The following is a 23,134-nucleotide window of genomic DNA, read 5'->3' as shown; positions in this document are numbered from 1 at the left end:
AGCAGATCCAGGAGAGAAATGACCGTGACCGTCTTCCGCGCCCTGCACCACGGCCGTTCGCCGGGCGATCCCCTGGTGCTTCCCGGCCCCTGGGACGCGGCCAGCGCCCGCGCCTTCGCGGACGCGGGCTTCCCGGCGCTGGCCACGCCGAGCGCCGGTGTCGCCGCCGCACTCGGATACGAGGACGGGCAGACGCCCGCGGACGAGATGTTCGCGGCCGTCACCCGTATCGCCCGCTCGGTGGAGGTGCCCGTCTCCGCGGACGTCGAGGACGGCTACGGCCTGTCTCCGAAGGAACTGGTGGCCCGGATCCTCGACACCGGCGCGGTCGGCTGCAATCTGGAGGACTCCGACTCGGCCACGAAAGCCCTCAAGGACCCGCAGCGGCACGCGGACCGGCTGGCGGAGGTACGCGCGGAGGCGGGCGACCGGCTGTTCATCAACGCACGGGTCGACTCGTTCCTGCGCGGCGTGAGCGATCCGGCCGAGGCGATCACCCGGGCGCGGCTCTATGTCGCGGCCGGGGCGGACTGCGTCTACCCGTTCGCCGTACCGCCGGAGCACATCCCACTGCTGCGCGAAGGGATCGAGGGCCCGATCAATGTCGCGCCGCTGCCGGGCAGTCCGAGCATCGCCGAGCTGGGCCGCCTCGGCGCGACCCGGATCACCTTCGGGCCCGGCCTGCACCGGAAGGCGATGGCGGCGGTACGGACCATCGCCGAGAACCTGCGCGCGGAGCACACACAGCGCGCGGACTAACCTGCCTGGTCCGCCGGGCCGGCCTTCCCGGCTCCGGGCCTGGTCGCCTCCGCGTCCTTCGCCAGGCCCACCGCCGCGAGAAGACTCAGCCCGCGCTCGGCCTGGCGCAGCGCCTTGATCGCGGTGATCGAGTCGGCCGGCCCTTCGATGCCGGCCGCGGCGAGATGCGCGCGCACCCAGCGGCCGCGCAGCTCGGCGTCCGAGGCCGCGGCGGCTTCGGCGACGAGAGCGGCGGCGCGCTCAAGACCGGGGCGCTCCTCGGGCGTGGCAGTGTCCAACGCGGCGCGGACGGCATCGCCGATGCCGTCCGCGTCACGCAGTACGAGTACGTTGAGTTCCTGCTTGCCGAGTCCGAACATGTATGGATCCTCGGCCGCAGAACCCCTTCCCCTCAAGAGAGTTGAGGGGATTCTGAGGCTACTTCTTCGGGAGCCACGCCTTCCACGTCGACTCGTTCTCCTTGACCCACTTCTCGGCCGCCGCCTCCGGCGACATCTTTTCGCCGGCGATCATCAGCGCGACCTCGTTCTGCTGCTCGGTCGTCCACTTGAAGTTCTTCAGGAACTGAGCCGCCTCGCCGCCGTTCTTGGCGAAGTCGGCGTTGAAGTACTTCTGCAGCGGTGTGTTCGGGTAGGCGCAGGCGATCTTCTTCGGGTCCGCGTCACAACCGGCCTTGTACTGAGGCAGCTTGACCTCGACCATGTCGATCTGGGCGTTCAGCCACTGCGGGGTCCACCAGTACGTCAGGAACGGCTTCTTCGCCTTGGCGTACTTCTTCATCGCGGTGATCTGCGCGGCCTCGGAGCCCGAGTAGTTGGTCTTGAGGTCCAGCTTCAGGTTCTTGATGAGCGCGTCGTCGTTGGTGACGTAGTCCGGCGAACCCTCGAGGATCTCGCCCTTGTCACCGCTCTCCGCGGTCTTCAGGTCCTTCACATACTTGTTGAGGTTCTTGGCGTCCGTGACGTCGGGGTGCGCGTCCGCGTAGTACTTCGGCACGAACCAGCCGATGTGTCCGGTGACGCCGAGGTCGCCGCCCTTGACGACGGTCTTCTTCGTCGCGACGTACTGCTTCTCCTCCTTGGGGTGACCCCAGTCCTCCATGATCGCGTCGACGTCGCCCTTGGAGAGCGCGTCCCAGGCGAGGACCTCGCCCATCTGCTGGGTCTTGACGGTGTAGCCCAGCTCCTTCTTCAGGATGTAGGCGGCGACGGCCGTGTTGGCCTGGGCGCCGACCCAGGACGGGACGGTCAGCGTCACGGACTTCTTACCGCCCACGTCGTTCTTCTTGCCGGTGTCGGCGGCGCCGCAGGCGCTGAGAGTGAGGACACCGAGGGCACTGACGACAGCGGTGGTGATACGGAGGGTGCGCATGGTGCTCCTGTTACATGGAAGGACGGGTTCAGTCGGTCTTGCGGGTGGTGGGCTGCGTGATCCGGTCCAGTACGAGACCGAGGCAGACGATCGCGACTCCGGCTGTCATCCCGATGCCCATCTCGCCCCGGGAGAGGCCCTTCACGACGTCGTAGCCGAGCGCGCCTCCGCCGACCAGGCCGCCGACGACGACCACGGCGAGGACCAGCACCACACCCTGGTTGACGGCGAGCTGGAGCGCCGGACGGGCAAGCGGCAGCTGGACTTGGAGGAGTTGCTGCCGGGGCGACGCGCCGAGCGAGCGGGAGGCCTCCAGCGCGGCCGGGTCGACCTCGCGCAGACCCTGCGTCGTGATGCGTACGACGGCCGGCAGCGCGTACACGACAGCCGCGATGATCGCCGAGGCGCGGGTGACGCCGAACAGCGCGACCACCGGGATGAGATAGACGAACTGCGGCATGGTCTGCATGGCGTCGAGTACGGGCCGCAGCCATCGCTCCAGACGACCGGCCCGCGCGCAGAAGATGCCCGCGAGCACGCCGAGGAAGAGCGTCAGGACGAGCGCCGCGAGCACCTGCGAGAGCGTGTCCAGCGACTTCGCCCAGACCCCGAGTACGCCGATGGCCGCCATCGAGACAGTGGCGGTCAGCGCCGTCACCCAGGTGCCGACCAGCCAGGCCAGGGCCGCCACCAGCAGCAGCAGGGACCACCACGGCAGCCAGGTCAGGACGTCGCGCAGCGGGTTGAGGACCCAGAGCGTGAAGTGCTCCGACCACACTTCCGTGCCGCCGAGGACCGGGACGCCGGAGGAGAGGTGCTCGGTGATCCAGTTCTGGGCCTTGTTGACGGGCGTGGAGATGTCATATGTCCAGCCCTCCGGCCAGGCGGTGCCGATCGCCGGCCGTGCCAGCACCGCGGCCACGACACCGGCGAACACCAGCGCCCACGCGGACCGGCCGTGCAGCAGCCCGCCGCCCGGTGCGCTCTCGCCGATACGGTCGCCCGCGGACGCTGTCGTACGGTCCAGCCAGACGGCGATCAGCACGATCGGGATGCCGGCGGCGAGTGCCTTGCCGACGTCGACGGTGGAGAGCGCGGAGTACACCTGTTCACCGAGTCCGCCGGCGCCGACGAGGGCCGCGATGACGACCATCGAGAGCGCCATCATGATCGTCTGGTTGAGGCCGAGGAGCATCTGCCTGCGGGCGAGCGGCAGCCGCGCGGTCCGCAGCCGCTGCCAGCCGCTCGCGCCGAGCGACGCGGACGCCTCGAGCACGGCGGGGTCGGCGCCGCGCAGTCCGAGCGCGGTGAGACGGGCCATCGGCGGGGCCGCGTAGATCACCGTGCAGAAGAGCGCGGCCGGCGTGCCGGTGCCGAACACCAGCACGAACGGCAGCAGATACGCGAAAGCCGGCATCACCTGCATGGTGTCCAGCACAGGCCGCAGTACCCGGTCGACGCGGTCGGACAGTCCGGCCGCGAGACCGATCAGGACGCCGAGCAGCGCGGCGACGGCCACCGCGACGACCATCAAGGCGATGGTGAGCAGCGTGGCGTCCCACATCCCGAGGAGCCCGCACACGGCGAAGGCCACGAACGCGGTCCCCGCGACCTTGACCCCGCGCCGCCCGAGCCCGGCGGCCCGCCAGGCGATCAGCACACCGGCGACCACGACACCCAGCCAGCCCATGGCGTCCAGGAACCGGTAGACCACGTCGACGGCGTCCACGGCCGTGTTGGAGAAGTGGAGCAGGAAGTAGAGGAAGACAGGGTGGGTGTCGCGGTTGTCGATGACCCACTGGTTGGCGTCGTCGAGCGGCCCGGAGACATTGACCGTCAGCTCGCCGGGCCAGCTTCCGCTGCCCCACAGCGCGATGCCGGCGGGTATGAGCACCAGCGCGGCAACGGCGATCAGCAGGAGCTTGCCCTTGACGCGGTGGCGCAGCAGGGTCCGGAGAGTGCGGTCGGGTGCGGCCGCTTCCTTGGCGGGGGCGGTGACGACGGCTGTCATGCGGCCGCCGCCTTGTCCGTGTCGGCACCCCGGTCGAGGCCGGCCACGACATCCAGCAGCCCGCGGTGGTCGACGACCCCCACGCACCGCCCGTCCTGCATGACACGCGCCGTCATACCGCTGCGGGCGACCGCCTCGATCGCCTCGAAGACGGTCGCGTCGGCGGCGACCGCCGGTCCGGTATCGGCCTCGCCGGCATCCGCGGGGCGCATCGCCGTACGCACCGTCATGACCTGCTCGCGCGCGACATCGCGGACGAAGTCGCGTACGTAGTCGTCGGCGGGCGAGCCCACGATCTCCTCCGGCGTGCCCAGCTGCACGATCCGGCCGTCCCGCATCAGCGCGATACGGTCGCCCAGCTTCAGCGCCTCGCTCAGATCGTGCGTGATGAAGATCATCGTCCGGCCTTCCTCGCGGTGCAGCCGGATGACCTCCTCCTGCATATCGCGGCGGATCAGCGGGTCTAGCGCGCTGAACGGCTCGTCGAAGAGCAGCACTTCGGGGTCGACGGCAAGCGCACGGGCAAGCCCGACCCGCTGCTGCTGACCGCCCGAAAGCTGTCCGGGACGGCGGTGTTCGAGGCCCTCGAGGCCCACCTTGGCGATGATGTCCGCGGCCCGGGAGCGGCGAGCGGCCTTGCCCATACCCTGGATCTCGAGGCCGTACGCGATGTTGTCGATCACCGAGCGGTGCGGCAGCAGGCCGAAGTGCTGGAAGACCATGGACGCCCGGTGGCGGCGCAGTTCGCGCAGCCGCGCCGTGTCCATGGACAGCACGTCCTCGCCGTCGATGGCGATCGCCCCGGACGTCGGTTCGATCAGCCGGGTCAGACAGCGTACGAGCGTCGACTTGCCGGAGCCGGAGAGGCCCATGACGACGAAGACCTCGCCCTTGCGCACATCGAATGAGACATCGCGTACGGCGGCGGTGCAGCCGGTGCGCTCGCGCAGCTCTGCCGGGGAGAGCGCGCCGAGTTCGGCGTCGCCGGGGATGCGGCCGGCCTTCGGACCGAAGACCTTCCACAGGTCGCGTACGGAGAAGACGGGCGGCTGACCGGTGTCGGAAGCAGTCTCCTCGTTCACATCCACTCGCTTCGTCTCCGCGCTGGTCTCGGCCTCGGACTCGGTCTTCATCGGGTCATGCCCCTCTCCTCGGAAGCCACGGACAGCAGCTCCGCGCACTTCTCTCCGACCATCAGGACCCCGATCATCGGGTTCACGGCCGGCATCGTCGGGAATACGGACGCATCCGCGATACGGATGCCGTCGAGACCTCTGACCGTCAAGTCCGGGGCAACTACGGCAAGTTCATCAGCGGCGGCACCCATTCGGCAGGTACCCGCGGGGTGGTACACCGTGTGCGCGACCTTTCGCGCGTACTCACCGATCGCCTCGTCGGAGGTGATCTCGGGCCCCGGGCAGACCTCCCTCTTCAACCAGCCCGCCAACGGTTCGGCCTCGGCTATCCGACGGGCGATCTTGATGCCGTCGACGAGCGTACGGCCGTCGTAGTCGTCCTCATCGGTGAAGTAGCGGAAGTCCAGCGCAGGCTTTACGTCCGGATCCGCGCTGGTCAGATACAGCCGGCCGCGGCTGCGCGGCTTGGGGATGTTCGGCGTCATCGACACCCCGTGCGCGGGCCGCCGGTAGCCGAGCCGCTCCGGGTTGTCGGTGAACGGTATTTGGTAGAAGTGGAACATCAGGTCGGGCCCTTGCGCGTCCGGATCCCGCTGCACGAAGAGGCCCGCGTCGCTGTCCATCGCCGAGTTCTCGGGGATCGGCCCGTGCGTCTCCCAGACGATCACCGATTCCGGGTGGTCGAGCAGGTTCTCGCCGACGCCCGGCAGATCGTGTACGACAGGGATGCCGAGTCGCTCCAGATCGGCGCGCGGCCCGATGCCGGAGTGCAGCAGCAGCCGCGGAGTGTCCACCGCGCCCGCGCAGACCAGGACTTCATGACAGGCCCCGACGAACTGCTCCTCGCCGTCCTTCGTACGGACATGCACTCCGGTCGCCCTGGGGTTTCCCCCGCCGGAGACTGCGGGAGCGTCCAGCTCCAGCCTGTACGCCCAGGTCTCCAGGGCGATATGCAGGTTCGGGCGGTCCAGGAACGGGTGCAGGTACGCGACCGAGGCGGAGGACCGCTTGTTGTTCTCCGGGTGGTACGCGAGGTCGAAGAAGCCGACGCCCTCGTGGAACGGCTTCCTGTTGAAGCTCTCGACGCGCGGGACGGCCACCGCCGCCTGGGCCGCGTCGACGAAGTCACGGGCGATGGCGTTACGGTCCGCCTCGTCGACGGGCACGATGTTGTTCCGGAGCCGGTCGAAGTACGGGTCCATCGTGGCCGCGTCCCAGCCCTCGGCGCCGGCCGCCGCCCACTCGTCCCAGTCGGACGGCAGCGGCCGGAAGGCGATGAGGGTGTTGTGGGAGGAGCAGCCGCCGAGCACCCTGGCCCGGCTGTGCCGGATGTGGGAGTTGCCGCGAGGCTGCTCGGTGGTCGGGTAGTCGTAGTCGAGCTCGCCGCCGAGCAGCCCCATCCAGCGCCGCAGGGTGAGGACTTCGGGGCGGTCGACATCGCTCGGGCCGCCCTCGATGACGGCGACGGTGATGTCCGGGTTCTCGGTGAGCCGGGAGGCGATCACCGATCCCGCGGTGCCGCCGCCGACGACGACATAGTCGTACATGGTCATGTTCTGTTCGGTCATTTCCGCGTACCCCTGCTCAGCCCGCGAACCAGCGCACGGGGCGCGGGGCCAGGTTCTGGTAGATGTGCTTGGCCTCGCGGTATTCGGCGAGCCCGGCGGGCCCCAGCTCCCGGCCGATGCCGCTCTTCCCGAATCCGCCCCACTCGGCCTGCGGCAGGTACGGGTGGAAGTCGTTGATCCAGACGGTCCCGTGCCGCAGCCGCCCGGCGACGCGCCGCGCCCGGCCCGGGTCGGAGGTCCATACGGCGCCTGCGAGCCCGTACTCGGTGTCGTTGGCGAGGGCGACGCCCTCCTCCTCCGTACGGAAGGTCTCGACGGTCAGGACGGGCCCGAAGACTTCTTCGCGTACGACGCGCATTTCGCGGTGGCACTGGTCGAGGACGGTGGGCCGGTAGAAGTACCCCTCGTACCCCTCGCCCTCCGGCCTTGCTCCACCGGCCCGCAGCACCGCGCCCTCCGCAAGGGCGGAGGCGACGTAGTCCTCGGTCTTGGCGAGCTGCTGCCGCGAGACGAGGGGCCCGCACTCCACGCCCGTCTCGGTGCCGCGTCCGAGGCGGATCTTCTCGGCGCGGCGGGCCAGTTCGCCGACGAAGCGCTCGCGCAGCGACTCCTCGATGATGAGCCGCGACCCGGCGGAACAGACCTGCCCGCTGTGGATGAAAGCCGCATTGAGCGCCTGATCGACGGCAGTGTCGAAGCCCTCTTCCGTCCCGCACGCATCGGCGAAGACGAGATTGGGGTTCTTGCCGCCGAGTTCGAGGGCGACCTTCTTGACGCTGTCGGCTGCGGCGCGCATCACCTTGGTACCGCTGGACAGTCCGCCGGTGAAGGACACCAGATCCACATCGGGGTGCTCGGCCAGCCTGGCACCGACGGGGTCGCCCGCGCCGGTGACGATGTTCGCCACCCCGGCAGGCAGTCCGGCCTCGACGAGCAGCTCGATGAGCGCGACGGTGGTCAGCGGGGTGATCTCGCTGGGTTTGACCACAAAAGTGTTGCCCGCGGCCAGCGCCGGGGCAATCTTCCAACTCGCTTGCAGGAGTGGGTAGTTCCACGGCGTGATCAGCGCACAGACCCCGACCGGCTCATACACCACCACACTGTGTATCTCCTCGGATCCCGCGTCGACGACCCGTCCGCCGCTCTCGTTCATGACGAGGTCGGCGAAGTAACGGAAGGCGTCGCTCACGCAGTCGACGTCGACGCGGCCTTCCTCGAGGGTCTTTCCGGCGTCCCGGCTCTCCAGCAGACCGATCTCTTCACGGTCGCGCTGGAGCAACTCGGCGACGCGCCGCAGCAGCGCGGCACGCTCGGCGACGGGGGTGTGCGGCCACTCGCCCTGGTCGAATGCGGTACGCGCGGCGGCGATCGCGGCGTCGGTGTCCTCGGTCCCGCCCTCCGCCACGACGGCGAAGACGGTCGCGTCAGCGGGGTCGAGTATCTCGCGCGTGGCGCCGGATGCGGCTGCGCGCCACTCTCCGCCCACGTGGATGGTCTGTTGTGCCGACACGTCGCGTTTCGCCTTCCGTTCCCGAAATGTTTCACGCCGGTGATAGCCGGCGGACGGGTCGCCTGCCCAGGGGATCGGAAAGCATGCGCATGGATGTCTCAAAGTTGCCCGTATCACTTTGCCGCGGCGGGGCAGGTGTACTCCGGCCTTGAATAATGCGGTGAGCCCGTCGGCCGCGACTCCCCCGGAGGGCGGTCGGTTCGACGGCCGCGACTCCTCCGGAGGGCGGTCGGCCCGGCTTTCTGGACGCCGCCGGTGTCCGCTCCGGCATCGGCATCGCTCGTGCCACCCGGCGACTGCGGATCAGCGCGTCCGCGCCGCCTCCGGGGGGAGAGCTACGTCACATGCGGGCCGCCCATGGCCACCTGGACGCCCCGGGCCCGGAAGTGGGCCCCCGGCCCCCGGGTGAGTTCCACCGACAGAACAAACGCCCCCGGCGGCCAGTCGGCTGCCGGGGGCGTCGGGTACGTACGTGAGGCGTACGGATCAGATGAGGCCGAGCTCGCGGACCGCCGCGCGCTCCTCCTCCAGCTCCTTCACCGACGCGTCGATGCGCGCACGCGAGAAGTCATTGATCTCCAGGCCCTGGACGATCTCGTACCTGCCGTCCTTCGTGGTGACCGGGAACGACGAGATCAGGCCCTCCGGGACGCCGTACGAGCCGTCCGACGGGATGCCCATGGAGGTCCAGTTGCCCTCCGCGGTGCCGTTGACCCAGGTGTGGACGTGGTCGATCGCGGCGTTCGCGGCCGAGGCGGCCGAGGACGCGCCACGGGCCTCGATGATCGCGGCGCCGCGCTTGGCGACGGTCGGGATGAAGGTGTCGGCGAGCCACTGCTCGTCGTTCACGACCTCGGCGGCGTTCTTGCCCGCCACCTCGGCGTGGAAGATGTCCGGGTACTGGGTCGCGGAGTGGTTGCCCCAGATGGTGAGGCGGCGGATCTCGGAGACCGGGGCGCCGGTCTTCTTCGCGAGCTGGGAGATCGCGCGGTTGTGGTCGAGGCGGGTCATCGCGGTGAAGCGCTCGGCCGGTACGTCCGGGGCCGCGGCCTGCGCGATGAGCGCGTTGGTGTTGGCCGGGTTTCCGACGACGAGGACCTTGATGTCGTCCGCGGCGTTGTCGTTGATGGCCTTGCCCTGCGGCTTGAAGATGCCGCCGTTGGCGGAGAGGAGGTCGCCGCGCTCCATGCCCTTCGTACGCGGACGGGCGCCGACCAACAGGGCCACGTTGGCTCCGTCGAAGGCGACGTTCGGGTCGTCCGTGATCTCGATGCCGCTCAGCAGCGGGAAGGCGCAGTCCTCGAGCTCCATCGCGGTGCCCTCGGCGGCCTTCAGGCCCTGCGGGATCTCGAGGAGCCGAAGCGCGACCGGCACATCCGCGCCGAGCAGGTGGCCGGAGGCGATGCGGAAGAGCAGCGCGTAGCCGATCTGGCCGGCCGCGCCGGTCACGGTGACATTCACGGGAGTGCGGGTCATGGCGATCTCCGTAAGACAGCTGGCGGTGGGGGTCCCTGCCCCTGGTGCTGGACACCCCTTCGCCCGTCTTCTGAATCTTGACGTGAAGAGACATCCAGCGTCAGGCTATCCGACCCGCGACCCCGCCATACCCCGCCCCCTTGTGGCGCCGCTCACGCACGGCTCACAGCCGCTCACACGCAGGCTCAGGCGCCGCTGAAGCGCCCGCAGTCGCTGCAGTCCCGCGCGGCTCACCCCCGCGCGCTCACTGCTGCCCGGTGCAGCCCGTCGTCCCCGTCTTCAGCGTCGCGCACGCCTTCACATCGGCCGGCGCCGCCGCCGCGGTCATGGGCGTGTAGGCGTCCTTGTCCGCGTTCACCAGGCCGTTCTGCGCGCCTTTGCCGCCCACGGTTATCTGCACCGTGTCGCCGGGGGCCGCCTGAGTGATGCGGGCCCAGGCCGCCTGGCAGGTCTTGCTGTACCGGACCTCGACCAGGGCCTTGCCGACGGTCGCGCTGGAGACGGTCTTGGCGAACTGTCCACCGCAGCCCATGGCCTCCGGGTCCTGGCCCGTGCAGTCATCGCCGCTGCACTTCACACCGGCCGGGAGCGGCGGGCTGCTGGTTGTCGGCGTGGCGGACGGCGTCTTGGCCGCGCTCTTGCCGTCGCCGGCGCCGCCGAGGTCGGTCAGGAGCACGGCCGCGGCTATCACCAGCAGCGCGCCGACCACGCCGGCCAGGAACATGGTCACCCTGCGCTTTCCGCGCCCCTGGCCGGGGGATGCGGTGGGGCCGGAAGGTGCGCTCGGCGGTGACATCGGCGGGCCCTGGTGGCCGGTCGACTCCTGGTGGCCGGGCGAGCCGTGATGGTCGGGGCCGGGCTGCACCGGTACCCGCGGACGGCGCTGCTCATCGGTCCCGAACGCCCCGGCCTCCGGGCCGGCCGGATCCGCGGGCGCCGCCGTCCGGCCGCCCGAGCGGCCGTTCGCGGTGCCCGCCGGGGCCGGGCCGAACTCCCCGAGCGCAGCCCGCGCCTGGGAGATCCGTATCGCTTCCATGGTCATGTCGTGGCGCATCTCGGAGCGGCTCCAGGCACGCTCCGCCAGCTCCCACATCGTGGTCAGATGGACCGTGTTCGTACCGGTCACCTCCGCCAGCGCGACGATCGCCCCCTTGGGCGCGAGCAGTCGGCCGTTCAGATACCGCTCCCACGACGTCTTGCTGTACCCGGTTCGGTCCGCGACCGCGGCAAGGTTCAGCCCGCTGCGGTCGACGAGCCGACGGAGCTGGCTGGTGAACTCCCGGACCTGCGGGTCCAGCTCCTCCGGTAGTGCCTTCCAACGAGGCATTGCCTCCCCCTTGTCCCCCGATCGTGCCTGATGTGCCCCGCGCTGTCCCGGCCCCCGCCGTGCCCTTCGGGCGTCCGTGTTCCGGACTACCCAATGGGATGCGCAGAGCCAGGATGTCAGTTCCTGTTTTTGGTGTGCACGGGAGCATTCGTTGCGGTAGCCGCGCCCCCTTGCACGCCCCGCCCCGGATGCCGCTTCAGTCTCGCATCCGTAGCCCAACGATCGCACCGTGGCGGAATGGTCACTTCCATGCCACAGGCGCCAGGCGTCCCTTGAACGCGGTTGGCGCGTCCATGACTCTTGAAACACGACGGCGCCCGTCCTCCCTCGGGGGAGAGGACGGGCGCCGTCGGTGTTCGGTGCCGGTTGCCCGGAACCCGGCCGGCTCTGAGGGCTCAGACGGACGTCATCCTCTTCCGCAGGTTGGCGTCGAGAGCGTCCAGGAACTGCTCCGTCGTCAGCCACGGGGTGTCCTTGGAGATGAGCAGCGCCAGGTCCTTGGTCATCTGGCCGCTCTCGACCGTGTCGACGCAGACCTGCTCGAGCGTCTCGGCGAACCTGGTGACCTCGGGGGTGCCGTCCAGCTTGCCGCGGTGGGCGAGACCACGGGTCCAGGCGAAGATCGAGGCGATCGGGTTGGTCGAGGTCGCCCTGCCCTGCTGGTGCTGGCGGTAGTGCCGGGTGACCGTGCCGTGCGCGGCCTCGGCCTCGATGGTCCTGCCGTCGGGCGACATCAGAACCGAGGTCATCAGGCCGAGCGAGCCGAAGCCCTGCGCGACGATGTCGGACTGGACGTCGCCGTCGTAGTTCTTGCAGGCCCAGACATAGCCGCCCTCCCACTTGAGCGCCGCGGCGACCATGTCGTCGATCAGGCGGTGCTCGTAGGTGAGGCCCTTGGCGTCGAACTCGGCCTTGAACTCGGCGTCGAAGATCTCCTGGAAGATGTCCTTGAAGCGACCGTCGTACTTCTTGAGGATCGTGTTCTTCGTGGACATGTAGACCGGGTACTCACGGGCCAGGCCGTACCGGAACGAGGCGCGCGCGAAGTCGCGGATCGAATCGTCGTGGTTGTACATGGCGAGGGCGACACCGGAGCCCGGGAACTCGTGGACCTCCAGCTCGATCGGCTCGGAGCCGTCCTTCGGAGTGAACGTCATGGTGAGGGTGCCCGGGCCCGGAACCTTCAGGTCGGTGGCGCGGTACTGGTCGCCGAAGGCGTGACGGCCGACGACGATCGGCTTGGTCCAGCCAGGAACGAGCCGCGGCACGTTCTCCATGATGATCGGCTCACGGAAGATGACGCCGCCGAGGATGTTGCGGATGGTGCCGTTCGGCGAGCGGTACATCGCCTTGAGGTTGAACTCCTCGACCCGCTGCTCGTCCGGCGTGATCGTGGCGCACTTGACGCCGACGCCGTACTTCTCGATGGCGTTGGCGGCGTCGACGGTCACCTGGTCGTTGGTGGCGTCGCGGCGCTCGATGCCCAGGTCGAAGTACTTCAGCTCGACATCGAGGTACGGCAGGATCAGCTTGTCCTTGATGAAGGACCAGATGATGCGGGTCATCTCGTCGCCGTCGAGCTCGACGACGGGGTTGGCTACCTTGATCTTGGCCATGAGGTGGAACGTCCCTCTCACGCGCGTCGGCTGGGGTCGGCGATGCCCGCGATGTCGCGTCCGGGGCCCCGCCGATTTATCTCGTCATCAAGATACTCGAACGTCGCGACTAACGGACGGTGAAGTGGACAGCGTCCTCGAGGAACGGGACGTCGAGCCACGGCTTCGGCTGGGCCACGAGCGCGAGCAGCACGATCAGGGTGCCGAGCAGTCCGTACGTGACCATGTCCGTGAAGCGCGACCGCACCGCGAGCATGCCGACGGAGGGCAGCGTGCGGCGCATCACGGCACCGGTGATCAGCGCCACGCCGATCAGGATGGTCCCCACCCGGAAGGCGTCGGCGAAGGTGTCGCTGCCGACGATCACCAGGCCGATACCGGCGAGGGCCAGGACGGTGAGCAGGGGCCACTGCCGGGCGGGCGCGGAAGCGTCCCCGGGCGCTGCCCGGCCGCCACCCTCGGGCCGGGCGGTGTCGCGGGTGAGGGAGGGGGGCCGGCGGGAGGGCTTCTTGCCGGTGTCGGGGCGGACCCCCTGATCGGCGGCCCCTGTCACGGACGCGGCGTCGGCGTCCGTGTCGGTGGCGTCCGGGCCGGTGGCGTCCGGGCCGCTCGTGTCCGGGCCGGTGGCGTCCGGGCCGGCATGGCGGGGGTGGACGGCATTGGCGATCACGACGGCGGCAGCGGCGTCCGGGGCCTCCGGCTTCGGGGAGGCGGCCTCGATGTCCGGACGGGGTCCGCTGTCCGCTGCGGCAGTGTCCGCGGCCGGCTGTGGGCCGGCGCCGTCGGCGTCCGGCCGGGACGTCCCGGCCTCTGCGGAGGACGCCCTCCTGCGGGCGGCCGCCGTATCCACCTCGTCCCCACGCATCCCTGTCCCGTTCGGGTTCGCGCCGGCGCCCCACGGCTCCGCCGCGTCGGCTCCGTCGTTCGTGCGTACACCCATGGGCTCAGCCTTCCCGGTCAGCCCGCGACGGCGACCGCGGCGCGCTCCGCCGCCTCGACAACGTTGACCAGCAGCTGCGCGCGGGTCATCGGGCCGACGCCGCCCGGGTTCGGGGCGACCCAGCCGGCCACCTCGGCGACGCCCGGGTGGACATCCCCGACGATCTTGCCGTTCTCGTCGCGGCTGACACCGACGTCGAGTACCGCCGCGCCCGCCTTGACGTCTTCCGGCTTGACCAGGTGCGGGACACCGGCCGCGGCCACGATGATGTCCGCCTGCCGCAGATGCGCGGACAGATCGCGCGTACCGGTGTGGCACTGCGTCACCGTCGCGTTCTCGGACTTACGGGTCAGCACCAGCGGCATCGGCCGCCCGATGGTGATCCCGCGGCCCACGACCACCACATTCGCGCCGTTGATCTCGACGCCGTGATGCCGGAGCAGCTGGACGATGCCGTACGGAGTGCAGGGCAGCGGGCCCTCCACACCGAGCACCAGCTTGCCGAGGCTCATCGGGTGCAGCCCGTCCGCGTCCTTGGCCGGGTCCATCAGCTCCAGGACGCGGTTGGCGTCGATGCCCTTGGGAAGCGGCAGCTGGACGATGTAGCCCGTGCACTCGGGGTTGTCGTTGAGTTCCCGGACGACCGCCTCGATCTCTTCCTGCGTGGCGGTGTCGGGCAGTTCGCGCTGGATCGAGGCGATGCCGACCTGCGCGCAGTCACGGTGCTTGCCGTTGACGTACCAGCGGCTGCCCGGGTCGTCCCCGACAAGCAGGGTCCCGAGACCGGGGGTGATGCCCCTCTCCTTGAGCGCCGCCACGCGGGCGGTCAGGTCGGACTTGATCGCGGCTGCGGTGGCCTTGCCATCGAGAATCTGGGCGGTCATGGACCCATCCTCGCGGATGGACCCGCCACTGTTCCAATTCGGTCCTGATCGCTCCGCCGCTGCGGCCCGCGTCACACCGCCGCCCCACCCCCGGCCGACGCGACCGGGAGGTTGCACTTGCACAACACATACGAATACCGACTGGACAAAAAGTCGATGTTAAGACCACGATGTGCCGCGCAGTACCGCGGCAGTGTTGGGGGGCAAACCGCATATTTCGTTACGTTCCTCCGCTCGGACCGCATCGTCCCCGCACTTTCCAACGGAGGAATCCCGTAATGAGCTTCGGCGACCCGAACAACCCCTACGGCCAGCAGCAGGGCGGTCAGCCGGGTTACGGCTATCCCCAGGGTCAGCAGCCTCAGGGCCAGCCCGGTTACGGCTACCCCCAGGCACCGCCGGTCCAGCCGTACGGCGCCGGCGGCTTCGCGGCCGGTCCGACGGAGATGCCGGGCGGCGTGAAGGCGGCCCGCGTGATGCTCTTCATCATCGCCGGCTTCCAGGTGATCGGCGCGATCTTCGCGGCGATGGGCGCCGTCGGCCTCAACAAGGCCAAGGACGACCCCGCGCTGCGGGACGACGTCCAGTTCCAGCAGATCGCCGACATGTCGGTCGGTGCGGTGTGGGCCATCGCCTTCCTCATCCTGGCCTGGGGAATCCTCGCGATCGTGCTCGGCGTCAAGTTCAGCAGTGGCGGCAACGGCATCCGTATCACCGCACTGGTCTTCGGCGTCATCACGGCGATCCTGGGCATCTACCCGTTCGTCCTCGTCGGGCTGGTGCACACCGTCCTCGCCATCCTGATCGCCGTCTTCGTCGGCAAGTCCGATGGCAGCGCCTGGTTCACCCGTCAGCGCGCCTGAGCCACCGGCTGAGAGCTGTACGGCAAAGGCCGCGTCCCCACTTCGGGACGCGGCCTTTTACGTCGGCTGCACAGTGGACGTGGCTGCTCAGTGGAAGAAGTGCCGCGTCCCCGTGAAGTACATCGTCACTCCGGCCTTCTTCGCGGCCTCGACGACCTGCTCGTCACGGACCGAACCGCCCGGCTGCACCACCGCCTTGATGCCCGCGGCGGTCAGGATCTCCAGGCCGTCCGGGAACGGGAAGAACGCGTCGGACGCGGCGTACGAACCCTCCGCGCGCTCGGCGCCGGCCCGTTCCACCGCGAGCTTCGCGGAGTCGACGCGGTTGACCTGGCCCATGCCGACACCGACCGACGCGCGGTCCTTGGCCAGCAGGATCGCGTTGGACTTGACGGCGCGGCAGGCCCTCCACGCGAAGGAGAGCTCGGCCAGCTCGTCCGCCGACAGTGCCTCACCCGTCGCCAGCGTCCAGTTCGCCGGGTCGTCGCCGTCCGCCTGCAGGCGGTCCTTGATCTGCAGCAGCGCGCCGCCCTCGATGGGCCGGAGTTCGACGGGGGCCGCCGGGGATCCCGTGCAACGCAGCACACGAATGTTCTTCTTGCGGGCCAGCACCTCGACGGCGCCGTCCTCGTACGCCGGAGCGACGATGACCTCGGTGAAGATCTCGGCGACCTGCTCGGCAAGCGCTACGGTGACCGGCCGGTTGACGGCGATGACCCCGCCGAACGCCGACAGCGGGTCGCAGGCGTGCGCCTTGCGGTGCGCTTCGGCGACATCCGCGCCGACCGCGATGCCGCACGGGTTGGCGTGCTTGATGATCGCGACACAGGGCTCGTCGTGGTCGTGCGCCGCGCGCCGGGCCGCCTCCGTGTCGACGTAGTTGTTGTACGACATCTCCTTGCCGTGCAGCTGCTCCGCGTCGGCGAGGCCCCCATTGCCGTTGGAGTACAGCGCCGCGGCCTGGTGCGGGTTCTCGCCGTAGCGAAGCACGTTCGTACGCTCGAAGGTCGCGCCCAGGAAGTCGGGGAGAACCGAATCGTCGGCGGGCGCGTAGGAGGAGGCGAACCAGGAGGCGACGGCCACGTCGTACGCGGCGGTGTGCTGGAAGGCCTCGGCGGCGAGCCGCTTGCGGGCGGTCAGGTCGAAGCCGCCCTCCTTGACCGCGTCGAGGACATCCGCGTACCGAGCGGGGCTGGTGACGACCGCGACGGAGGGGTGGTTCTTGGCGGCGGCGCGGACCATCGACGGGCCGCCGATGTCGATCTGCTCGACGCACTCGTCGGGAGAGGCGCCCGAGGCGACGGTCTCCCGGAACGGGTAGAGGTTGACGACCACGAGGTCGAAGGGCTCCACGCCGAGCTCGGCAAGCTGTTCGCGGTGCGACTCGAGCCGCAGGTCGGCGAGGATCCCGGCGTGCACGCGCGGGTGCAGGGTCTTGACCCGGCCGTCCAGGCACTCGGGGAAGCCGGTGAGCTCCTCGACCTTGGTGACCGGCACTCCGGCCGCGGCGATCTTCGCGGCGGTCGAGCCGGTGGAGACCAGCTCCACACCCGCCTCGTGCAGCCCACGGGCGAGCTCCTCCAGACCCGTCTTGTCATAAACACTGACCAGCGCTCGCCGGATGGCCCGCTTCGCAGCCTCAACAGTCACGGGAAAACTACCTTTCGTCCCTCAATGCGGTAGCCGTTACGGGCCAGACGCCCCACGACCTCGACGAGCAGCCGTCGCTCGATTTCCTTGATCCGCTCATGGAGAGCGGCTTCATCGTCCTCGTCCCGCACCTCGACCACGCCCTGCGCGATGATCGGGCCGGTGTCGACGCCGTCGTCGACGAAGTGGACGGTGCACCCGGTGACCTTCGAGCCGTACGCGAGCGCGTCGCGCACTCCGTGGGCTCCGGGAAAGCTGGGCAGCAGGGCGGGATGCGTATTGACACAGCGGCCACCGAAGCGGGCGAGGAATTCCTTCCCCACGATCTTCATGAAGCCGGCCGAGATGACGAGATCCGGTTCGTACGCCGCGGTTGCCTCGGTGAGTGCGGTGTCCCACGCGTCCCGCGTCCCGTAGTCCTTGACCCGGCACACAAAGGTCGGCAGCCCGGCGCGCTCGGCGCGCTCCAGGCCGGCGATCCCGTCCCGGTCGGCACCGACGGCGACGATGCGGGCGCCGAAGCCCTGCGGGTCGTCGGCGATCGCGTCGAGCAGGGCCTGGAGATTCGTTCCGGAGCCGGAGACCAGGACCACGAGGCGGGCCGGTCGGGCGGAGGGGGGCGGGGAGGCCACGGCGGGTCTCTTTCTCGCGTTGCTGTACGTCTTTGTGTGGTCGTACGAACGAATCGCGCTCCCGGATACGGGGAACTCTACGAAGGGGCCGACCGTCAGCAACGATACCGGCACACAGAACGGCCCCCACGGGACGGGGGCGTGGCCGGGAGGTAGCGTCAGGGGACAGGCCCCGTCCCTCGACGGGGAAGACGACACAAAGACCCCATGTGCGCTGGGTCTGAGGGGAAGACATTCACCAGATGCCGGACCGACGCCGCCGTAAGGACCTCCTGTTGCCGCGGGAGCGCCAGTCCACGGATGACAACAATCCCTTCGCGCCGCCGCCGGAGGGCAGGCCGGACCAGCCCTGGCAGCCGCGGCGGCCGGCGAACGACGGCTCGTCCGACGGCTCGTCCGACGATTCCTCCTCGTCTTCCTCCGATTCCCCGGACGACCGTGGCGACGATTCCGACCGGTCCGGCTGGGGCAGCCGGTGGAGCAGCCGCCAGCCCGGCCGCTCTTCGGGCGGCGGCTTCGGCGGCCGCCCGAGCGGCCAGAACGGGCAGAACAGCCAGAACGGCCCGGGCGGCGGCCAGCAGGGCCCTGACGGCGGCGGCTCCCCCGGCGGACTGAAGTGGGACCCGACGGACCCGGCCCAGCGCCGCGCGCGCTATGCCCTGCTCTCCGGCATGTGGGCGTTCTTCTTCGCGCTGTTCGACCTCCCGGAGATCGCGCTGCTGCTGGGCGCGCTGGCGCTGTACTGGAGCATCAGCTCCCTGCGCGCCAAGCCCCAGCGCCGCGCGCCGGACGCCATGACATCTCCCGGACCGTCGGCCCCGGCGCCATCCGCGAATCCGGGCAAACCGCAGATCACTGCGGCGGTGAGCGGTCTGGTGATGGCGAGCATCGCGCTGGTGATCGTGGCGGCGTCGTTCACGGCACAGCTGGTCTACCGCGACTACTACACCTGCGTGAACGACGCGCTGACCAAATCGGGCCAACTGGCCTGCAACGATCTGCTTCCGGACCCGCTCCGCGGAGTGATCGGCATCCAGGAGTAACGGCCGCCGACCGCGCGGTTTCTTTGGCCCCTGCCCCCTGGAGGGGGTGGGGGCCGCGCGCGTGCCCCACTTGTCGCGCTGCGGCGCCAATGCCCCCGCGGCCGGGCACTCCTGCCCCCGGCCGGCCTCCGGAAGGTGCACTGGGGACACCGTGCTAAGGCTCCCCGGGCTTCTCCGGTTCCCCCGGCTTCTCCGTTGCGCCCAACTGCTCCGGCTGCTCCGGCTGCTCCGGCTGCTCCGGCTTCTCGGGCTGCTTCGGCTGTTCCGATGCGCCCCGCTCCGGCTCCTCCGGCTTCTCTGTTGCGGCCGGTGGCGCATCCCCCGGTGCGGTCGGCGGCTCCGGCATCCGCATCGGCGGGAACTCCGCCAGCAGACCCCCAGACGCCTCCTTCAGCGCCGCCCGCCGTGCCTCCCGCTCGCCGCCCCTCTCACTCCACGAACCCGTCGGCAGTACGTCGTACGCCTCCAAGGCCGGGTCCTCGGGCTCCGTCGGCTCGGCGGCATCCGCGGCAGGCACCGCCTCCGCCGGAACCGGAACCGCGACCGGAACCCAAGCCGAAGCCGAGGCCGAAGCCGGAGCGGGAACCGAAACCGGCGCATCCGCCTCGCCCCGTCGCCCCCGCAACCGCCACGCCCGCAGCCCCAGTGCCACCGGCACCCCGATCCCCGCCGACCAGAGCAGCGCCGCCGGGCCCGTCAGCCACCACACCGGGCCGAACTCCACCAGTGCCCGCGTACCCATCGGGCCGCCCGACGCCGCCGTCAGGATCGCCGTGCAGGCCGCGCATCCAGTCGCCCCGAGCAGCGCCGTCAGCGCGGTCTCGCGGCAGCCCCACACCTCCTCCCGTTCCGCGTACCGCAGCGCCGCCGCCCGCCCCGTGAACCATGCGATGACCGCCCCCGCGGCGACCGGCACCACCACCGCCGCCCAGTTCAGCGGCGTGCCAGGCCCCTTCGACGGGACCGCGGCGAGCAGCGGGAAGTACGGCAGCGCGGGATCCCCGGCCAGCGCCAGTGGCATCGCCGTCGCGCCCGTACCGAGCGCGAAACCGGGACCGAGGCCGTACGCCGCGCCCCAGACCGCCGCGTTCGGGACCAGCGCCAGCCCCAGCAGCAGCACCGCCAGTCGGCCCGACCACTCCTCCGCGAGGTGCATGAACGAGTCCTGCGTGGCGTCCGCGTGCCACACCAGCGACGCCGCGACCAGCAGCGCGCCTCCGCCAAGCAAGGTCAGCGATCCGGCCGCCGCGGACCGCAGCGCGACGGCCGCCCGGGGGCGGGCGAGCTCGAGCCGTACCCGTTCCGGCAGCCCGGCCGGCAGCGGCCGGAGCGGCCGGCCTCTCGCCGTCCACACGCCGGCCACCGCCGACAGCACGGTCACCACAGGCAGATGGAACAGCGCGCTCAGCGGGTCGGCCGACAGCGGACCGCCCGCCGCGTACAGCACCGCCCCCGCGCCGACCAGCAGATATCCCGCGGTCACCGCGCACAGCGCACCCCGAGCGGACGGTCGCGGCCGTCCCCTGTCCTGCTCGAGCGCGTCCCGCGCCGCCCGGTGCGTGAGCCAGACCGGCAGCGCGACCAGGAACAGCGGCACCACACCCACCGGCGCCGGGCTCCCGGACAGCGTGCCGGACCGTACGAGCTCAGTGCCATGTGCCAGCAGCCACAGCCCGGCCGCGACATGCAGCGCCCCGGCCGGACCGCTGTCCGGGTACGGGGAGCTGACCCACAGCACCATCACGAGAACGGCGAGCGCGCCGAGCCCGAGCCCCGCCGCGGTCGCGCCGCGCACGAAGGACGCGGCGAGCGCTTCCAGCCGGCCGCCTTGCACGGCAGCGGGGGTCTGCGGCAGCGACGGTCTGTGATCGGTCATCGGGGTCACGCGGCCATGCTGCCAACGACACGCGCTCCAACCGCGTAACAGGCGAATAGCCGCTGTGTCGCTCAATATACGTTTATGTACTTTTTCCGCCGAGTGCAGCACTGCGGAGAGCCCCTGATGACTGAGCGCACCCCACGTTCCACTTCCGCCGCCCCACTGCCCGCCCCCGAGGAACGGCGCACGCTGCGCGAGGCGAAGTCACTGAGCGAGGAGCAGGTCGCCTTGGCCGTCGGCGTGACAAGCGCGACGATCAGGTCCTGGGAGGCCGGTCGCACGAGCCCGCGGGGGCGCAGGCGCGAGGTGTACGCAGAGCTGCTGGCAGCCCCTGGCGCAGAGCCCGGGGAGTGGTCCGCCACGACCGCGGTCCCCGGGACCCAACCCGTCTATCAGGCCCCGGACCTCACCGAGCGGACCGGTGCCAACGCCCGGCCGGTGCCCGTCGGCCATCGGGCGGCCGAGCCGCAGCCGGTCCTGCCGACCCGCCCCGAGACGCATGTCCCGGTACCGGAGCTCACCGCCGAAGCCCTGTCCTGGGAACCGGCCCCGGCCCCGGACGGCGGCGGAGCCGGCACCACCCTCACCTCGGCACCCGCCGCCGGCGACGCCCCGAAGCAGGACCCGCCGCTGCCACCGCCACCGCCGCGCGTCGAGCTCACCCCCGCCGAGGCATTCGACGCGCTGTACTCGTACGTCGCCCCCGCTCTCGTACGCCAGACCTACCTGCTCACCGGTCGGCGCAGGCTCTCCCACGAGTCGGTCGAGCGCGCGTTCCACCTCGCCTGGCAGCACTGGCCCGAGGTCGCGTGCGACGGGGACCCCGCGGGCTGGGTGCGGGCCGTCGCGTACGAGTACGCCATGTCCCCCTGGCACCGGCTCCTGCGCACCCACAGCCGACCCGACTGCCGGCCGCCCACCGAGCCGGGCCGTCGCGCCCTGCTCGACGCGCTGCTGGAGCTGCCGCCGCCGTACCGCCGCACGCTGCTGCTCTACGACGGACTGGGCCTCGGCCTGCCGGAAACCGCGGCCGAGACCGAGGCCAGCACCCCGGCCACGGCGAGCCGGGTGCTTCACGCACGGGCGGCCATCGCCGAGCTGCTCCCGGAGCTCAGCAAGGGGTCGGTGCTTCACGAGCGGCTCACCGATCTCGCCCGCGAAGGGCTGGTGCCGCAGATGGCTCCCGCCGATACCGTGCGGACGGGCAGTGAGCGCCGGGCCCGGTTCTGGACGCGGGCGGCCATCGCCGTGACCACGCTGATCGTGAGCGCCACGGCTTTCACCCTGGCCACCGCGCCGACGCGGTACGAGCCGCCGATCGCTCCCGGCCGGCAGGTCGACGGCGTACCGGGGCGCGGCGGACCGCAGCCGCTGTCCCACCTGGACACGGAGCTGCGCAAGAAGCTCCGCTCCGCGCTCGCGAACGGTCCCGGGCGACTCGCACCCCAGACCCGATAGCCAGACCCGAAAGCCGCAGGTACGCGAGTGGGCCCGCACCTCACCAGGAGGAGCGGGCCCACTCGTACGTACTGCGCGCTGCTGTGCGTACCGCGTTGTCGCGAAGGTCAGCCGGCGAGGATCGCGCGTGCCAGCTTGGCCGTCTCGGTCGGCGTCTTGCCGACCTTGACGCCCGCGGCCTCGAGGGCCTCCTTCTTCGCCTGCGCGGTGCCGGAGGAGCCGGAGACGATGGCGCCGGCGTGGCCCATGGTCTTGCCCTCGGGCGCCGTGAAGCCCGCGACGTAGCCGACGACCGGCTTGGTCACGTTCTTGGCGATGTAGTCGGCCGCACGCTCCTCGGCGTCGCCGCCGATCTCGCCGATCATGACGATCAGGTCGGTCTCGGGGTCGGCCTCGAACGCCGCGAGGGCGTCGATGTGCGTCGTGCCGATGACCGGGTCGCCACCGATGCCGACGGCCGAGGAGAAGCCGATGTCACGGAGCTCGTACATCATCTGGTAGGTCAGCGTGCCCGACTTGGACACGAGACCGATGCGGCCCGGCTTGGTGATGTCGCCCGGGATGATGCCGGCGTTGGACTGGCCGGGGGTGATCAGGCCGGGGCAGTTCGGACCGATGATCCGGGTCTTGTTGCCCTTCGAGCCGGCGTACGCCCAGAAGGCGGCCGAGTCGTGGACAGCGATGCCCTCGGTGATGACGACCGCGAGACCGATCTCGGCGTCGATAGCCTCGACGACGGCGGCCTTGGCGAAGGCCGGCGGCACGAAGACGACGGAGACGTTTGCGCCGGTCTTCTCCATCGCCTCGGCGACGGAGCCGAAGACGGGCACCTCGGTGCCGTCGAAGTCGACGGACGTGCCGGCCTTGCGCGGGTTCACACCGCCGACGATGTTGGTGCCGTCAGCGAGCATGAGCTTGGTGTGCTTCATGCCGGTGGCGCCGGTCATGCCCTGGACGATGACCTTGCTGTCCTTGGTGAGGAAGATAGCCATGGTGTTGGAGTCCCTCGTC

Annotated in this window: 19 protein-coding genes; 4 read left to right on the top strand and 15 right to left on the bottom strand. The window is 70.5% G+C overall.

What is annotated here, in order from left to right; genetic code table 11:
- Positions 1-18: 18 nt before the first annotated feature.
- Positions 19-759: an isocitrate lyase/PEP mutase family protein gene (locus ACWDZ6_RS13015; protein WP_451502877.1), complete on the top strand. Its 741-nt coding sequence runs from the start codon at positions 19-21 to the stop codon at positions 757-759.
- Here the strand turns inward: ACWDZ6_RS13015 and ACWDZ6_RS13010 are convergent.
- The 11 genes from ACWDZ6_RS13010 to ACWDZ6_RS12960 all read right to left on the bottom strand — a co-directional run bounded on the left by ACWDZ6_RS13010 (position 756) and on the right by ACWDZ6_RS12960 (position 14,598).
- Positions 756-1,118 (bottom strand): hypothetical protein, encoded by a 363-nt coding sequence (locus ACWDZ6_RS13010; protein WP_366730066.1) that lies wholly within the window; start codon positions 1,116-1,118, stop codon positions 756-758. The genes ACWDZ6_RS13015 and ACWDZ6_RS13010 overlap by 4 nt on opposite strands.
- 58 nt (positions 1,119-1,176) lie before the next feature.
- A complete protein-coding gene (locus tag ACWDZ6_RS13005) occupies positions 1,177-2,130 on the bottom strand; it encodes a glycine betaine ABC transporter substrate-binding protein (RefSeq protein WP_451502876.1) in 954 nt (317 codons plus the stop codon).
- A gap of 28 nt (positions 2,131-2,158) precedes the next feature.
- On the bottom strand, positions 2,159-4,141 hold the full coding sequence (locus ACWDZ6_RS13000) for an ABC transporter permease subunit (RefSeq protein WP_451502875.1): 1,983 nt from the start codon (positions 4,139-4,141) through the stop codon (positions 2,159-2,161).
- Positions 4,138-5,274, bottom strand: a complete 1,137-nt coding sequence (locus ACWDZ6_RS12995; RefSeq protein WP_451502874.1) for a quaternary amine ABC transporter ATP-binding protein — start codon at positions 5,272-5,274, stop codon at positions 4,138-4,140. The genes ACWDZ6_RS13000 and ACWDZ6_RS12995 overlap by 4 nt, the downstream gene beginning before the upstream one ends.
- Positions 5,271-6,845 (bottom strand): GMC family oxidoreductase, encoded by a 1,575-nt coding sequence (locus ACWDZ6_RS12990; RefSeq protein WP_451502873.1) that lies wholly within the window; start codon positions 6,843-6,845, stop codon positions 5,271-5,273. The genes ACWDZ6_RS12995 and ACWDZ6_RS12990 overlap by 4 nt, the downstream gene beginning before the upstream one ends.
- Before the next feature lie 16 nt (positions 6,846-6,861).
- Positions 6,862-8,355: an aldehyde dehydrogenase family protein gene (locus tag ACWDZ6_RS12985; protein WP_451502872.1), complete on the bottom strand. Its 1,494-nt coding sequence runs from the start codon at positions 8,353-8,355 to the stop codon at positions 6,862-6,864.
- Positions 8,356-8,841: 486 nt separating this feature from the next.
- Positions 8,842-9,831, bottom strand: a complete 990-nt coding sequence (locus ACWDZ6_RS12980) for a malate dehydrogenase (protein WP_451502871.1) — start codon at positions 9,829-9,831, stop codon at positions 8,842-8,844.
- Positions 9,832-10,075: 244 nt separating this feature from the next.
- On the bottom strand, positions 10,076-11,158 hold the full coding sequence (locus tag ACWDZ6_RS12975; RefSeq protein ID WP_451502870.1) for an XRE family transcriptional regulator: 1,083 nt from the start codon (positions 11,156-11,158) through the stop codon (positions 10,076-10,078).
- Positions 11,159-11,553: 395 nt separating this feature from the next.
- Positions 11,554-12,774 carry an NADP-dependent isocitrate dehydrogenase gene (locus tag ACWDZ6_RS12970; RefSeq protein ID WP_451502869.1) on the bottom strand — a complete coding sequence of 407 codons (1,221 nt, stop codon included), beginning with the start codon at positions 12,772-12,774 and terminating at the stop codon, positions 11,554-11,556.
- A gap of 109 nt (positions 12,775-12,883) precedes the next feature.
- The gene (locus tag ACWDZ6_RS12965; RefSeq protein WP_451502868.1) at positions 12,884-13,714 is read right to left on the bottom strand and encodes a DUF3017 domain-containing protein; all 831 of its coding nucleotides are present in this window, start codon (positions 13,712-13,714) and stop codon (positions 12,884-12,886) included.
- A 17-nt stretch (positions 13,715-13,731) separates the two neighbouring features.
- The gene (locus ACWDZ6_RS12960) at positions 13,732-14,598 is read right to left on the bottom strand and encodes a bifunctional methylenetetrahydrofolate dehydrogenase/methenyltetrahydrofolate cyclohydrolase (protein WP_451502867.1); all 867 of its coding nucleotides are present in this window, start codon (positions 14,596-14,598) and stop codon (positions 13,732-13,734) included.
- Between the two features lie 278 nt (positions 14,599-14,876).
- Here ACWDZ6_RS12960 and ACWDZ6_RS12955 point away from each other — a divergent pair, with 278 nt between their 5' ends.
- Positions 14,877-15,461 carry a hypothetical protein gene (locus ACWDZ6_RS12955; RefSeq protein WP_326652063.1) on the top strand — a complete coding sequence of 195 codons (585 nt, stop codon included), beginning with the start codon at positions 14,877-14,879 and terminating at the stop codon, positions 15,459-15,461.
- Positions 15,462-15,548: 87 nt separating this feature from the next.
- Here the strand turns inward: ACWDZ6_RS12955 and purH are convergent, their stop codons facing one another.
- The gene (gene purH, locus ACWDZ6_RS12950) at positions 15,549-17,111 is read right to left on the bottom strand and encodes a bifunctional phosphoribosylaminoimidazolecarboxamide formyltransferase/IMP cyclohydrolase (RefSeq protein WP_451502866.1); all 1,563 of its coding nucleotides are present in this window, start codon (positions 17,109-17,111) and stop codon (positions 15,549-15,551) included.
- The gene (gene purN, locus ACWDZ6_RS12945; RefSeq protein ID WP_389174325.1) at positions 17,108-17,743 is read right to left on the bottom strand and encodes a phosphoribosylglycinamide formyltransferase; all 636 of its coding nucleotides are present in this window, start codon (positions 17,741-17,743) and stop codon (positions 17,108-17,110) included. Before purN ends, purH begins: the two co-directional genes overlap by 4 nt.
- A 242-nt stretch (positions 17,744-17,985) precedes the next feature.
- On the opposite strand from purN, the gene ACWDZ6_RS12940 reads away from it, so the two are divergent.
- Positions 17,986-18,786, top strand: coding sequence for a hypothetical protein (locus ACWDZ6_RS12940; protein WP_451502865.1), 801 nt, complete (start codon positions 17,986-17,988; stop codon positions 18,784-18,786).
- A gap of 154 nt (positions 18,787-18,940) precedes the next feature.
- Here the strand turns inward: ACWDZ6_RS12940 and ACWDZ6_RS12935 are convergent, their stop codons facing one another.
- Positions 18,941-20,662: a cell division protein PerM gene (locus tag ACWDZ6_RS12935; protein ID WP_451502864.1), complete on the bottom strand. Its 1,722-nt coding sequence runs from the start codon at positions 20,660-20,662 to the stop codon at positions 18,941-18,943.
- A 126-nt stretch (positions 20,663-20,788) separates the two neighbouring features.
- Here ACWDZ6_RS12935 and ACWDZ6_RS12930 point away from each other — a divergent pair, with 126 nt between their 5' ends.
- The gene (locus tag ACWDZ6_RS12930; protein WP_451502863.1) at positions 20,789-22,123 is read left to right on the top strand and encodes a sigma factor-like helix-turn-helix DNA-binding protein; all 1,335 of its coding nucleotides are present in this window, start codon (positions 20,789-20,791) and stop codon (positions 22,121-22,123) included.
- A gap of 107 nt (positions 22,124-22,230) precedes the next feature.
- Here the strand turns inward: ACWDZ6_RS12930 and sucD are convergent, their stop codons facing one another.
- Positions 22,231-23,115, bottom strand: coding sequence for a succinate--CoA ligase subunit alpha (gene sucD / locus ACWDZ6_RS12925; protein WP_351444744.1), 885 nt, complete (start codon positions 23,113-23,115; stop codon positions 22,231-22,233).
- Positions 23,116-23,134 lie beyond the last annotated feature (19 nt).

The sequence above is a fragment of the Streptomyces sp. NPDC002926 genome (assembly GCF_053591755.1).
The sequence above is the reverse complement of the archived record's forward strand: the minus strand, read 5'-3'. Positions and strand labels throughout refer to the sequence as shown.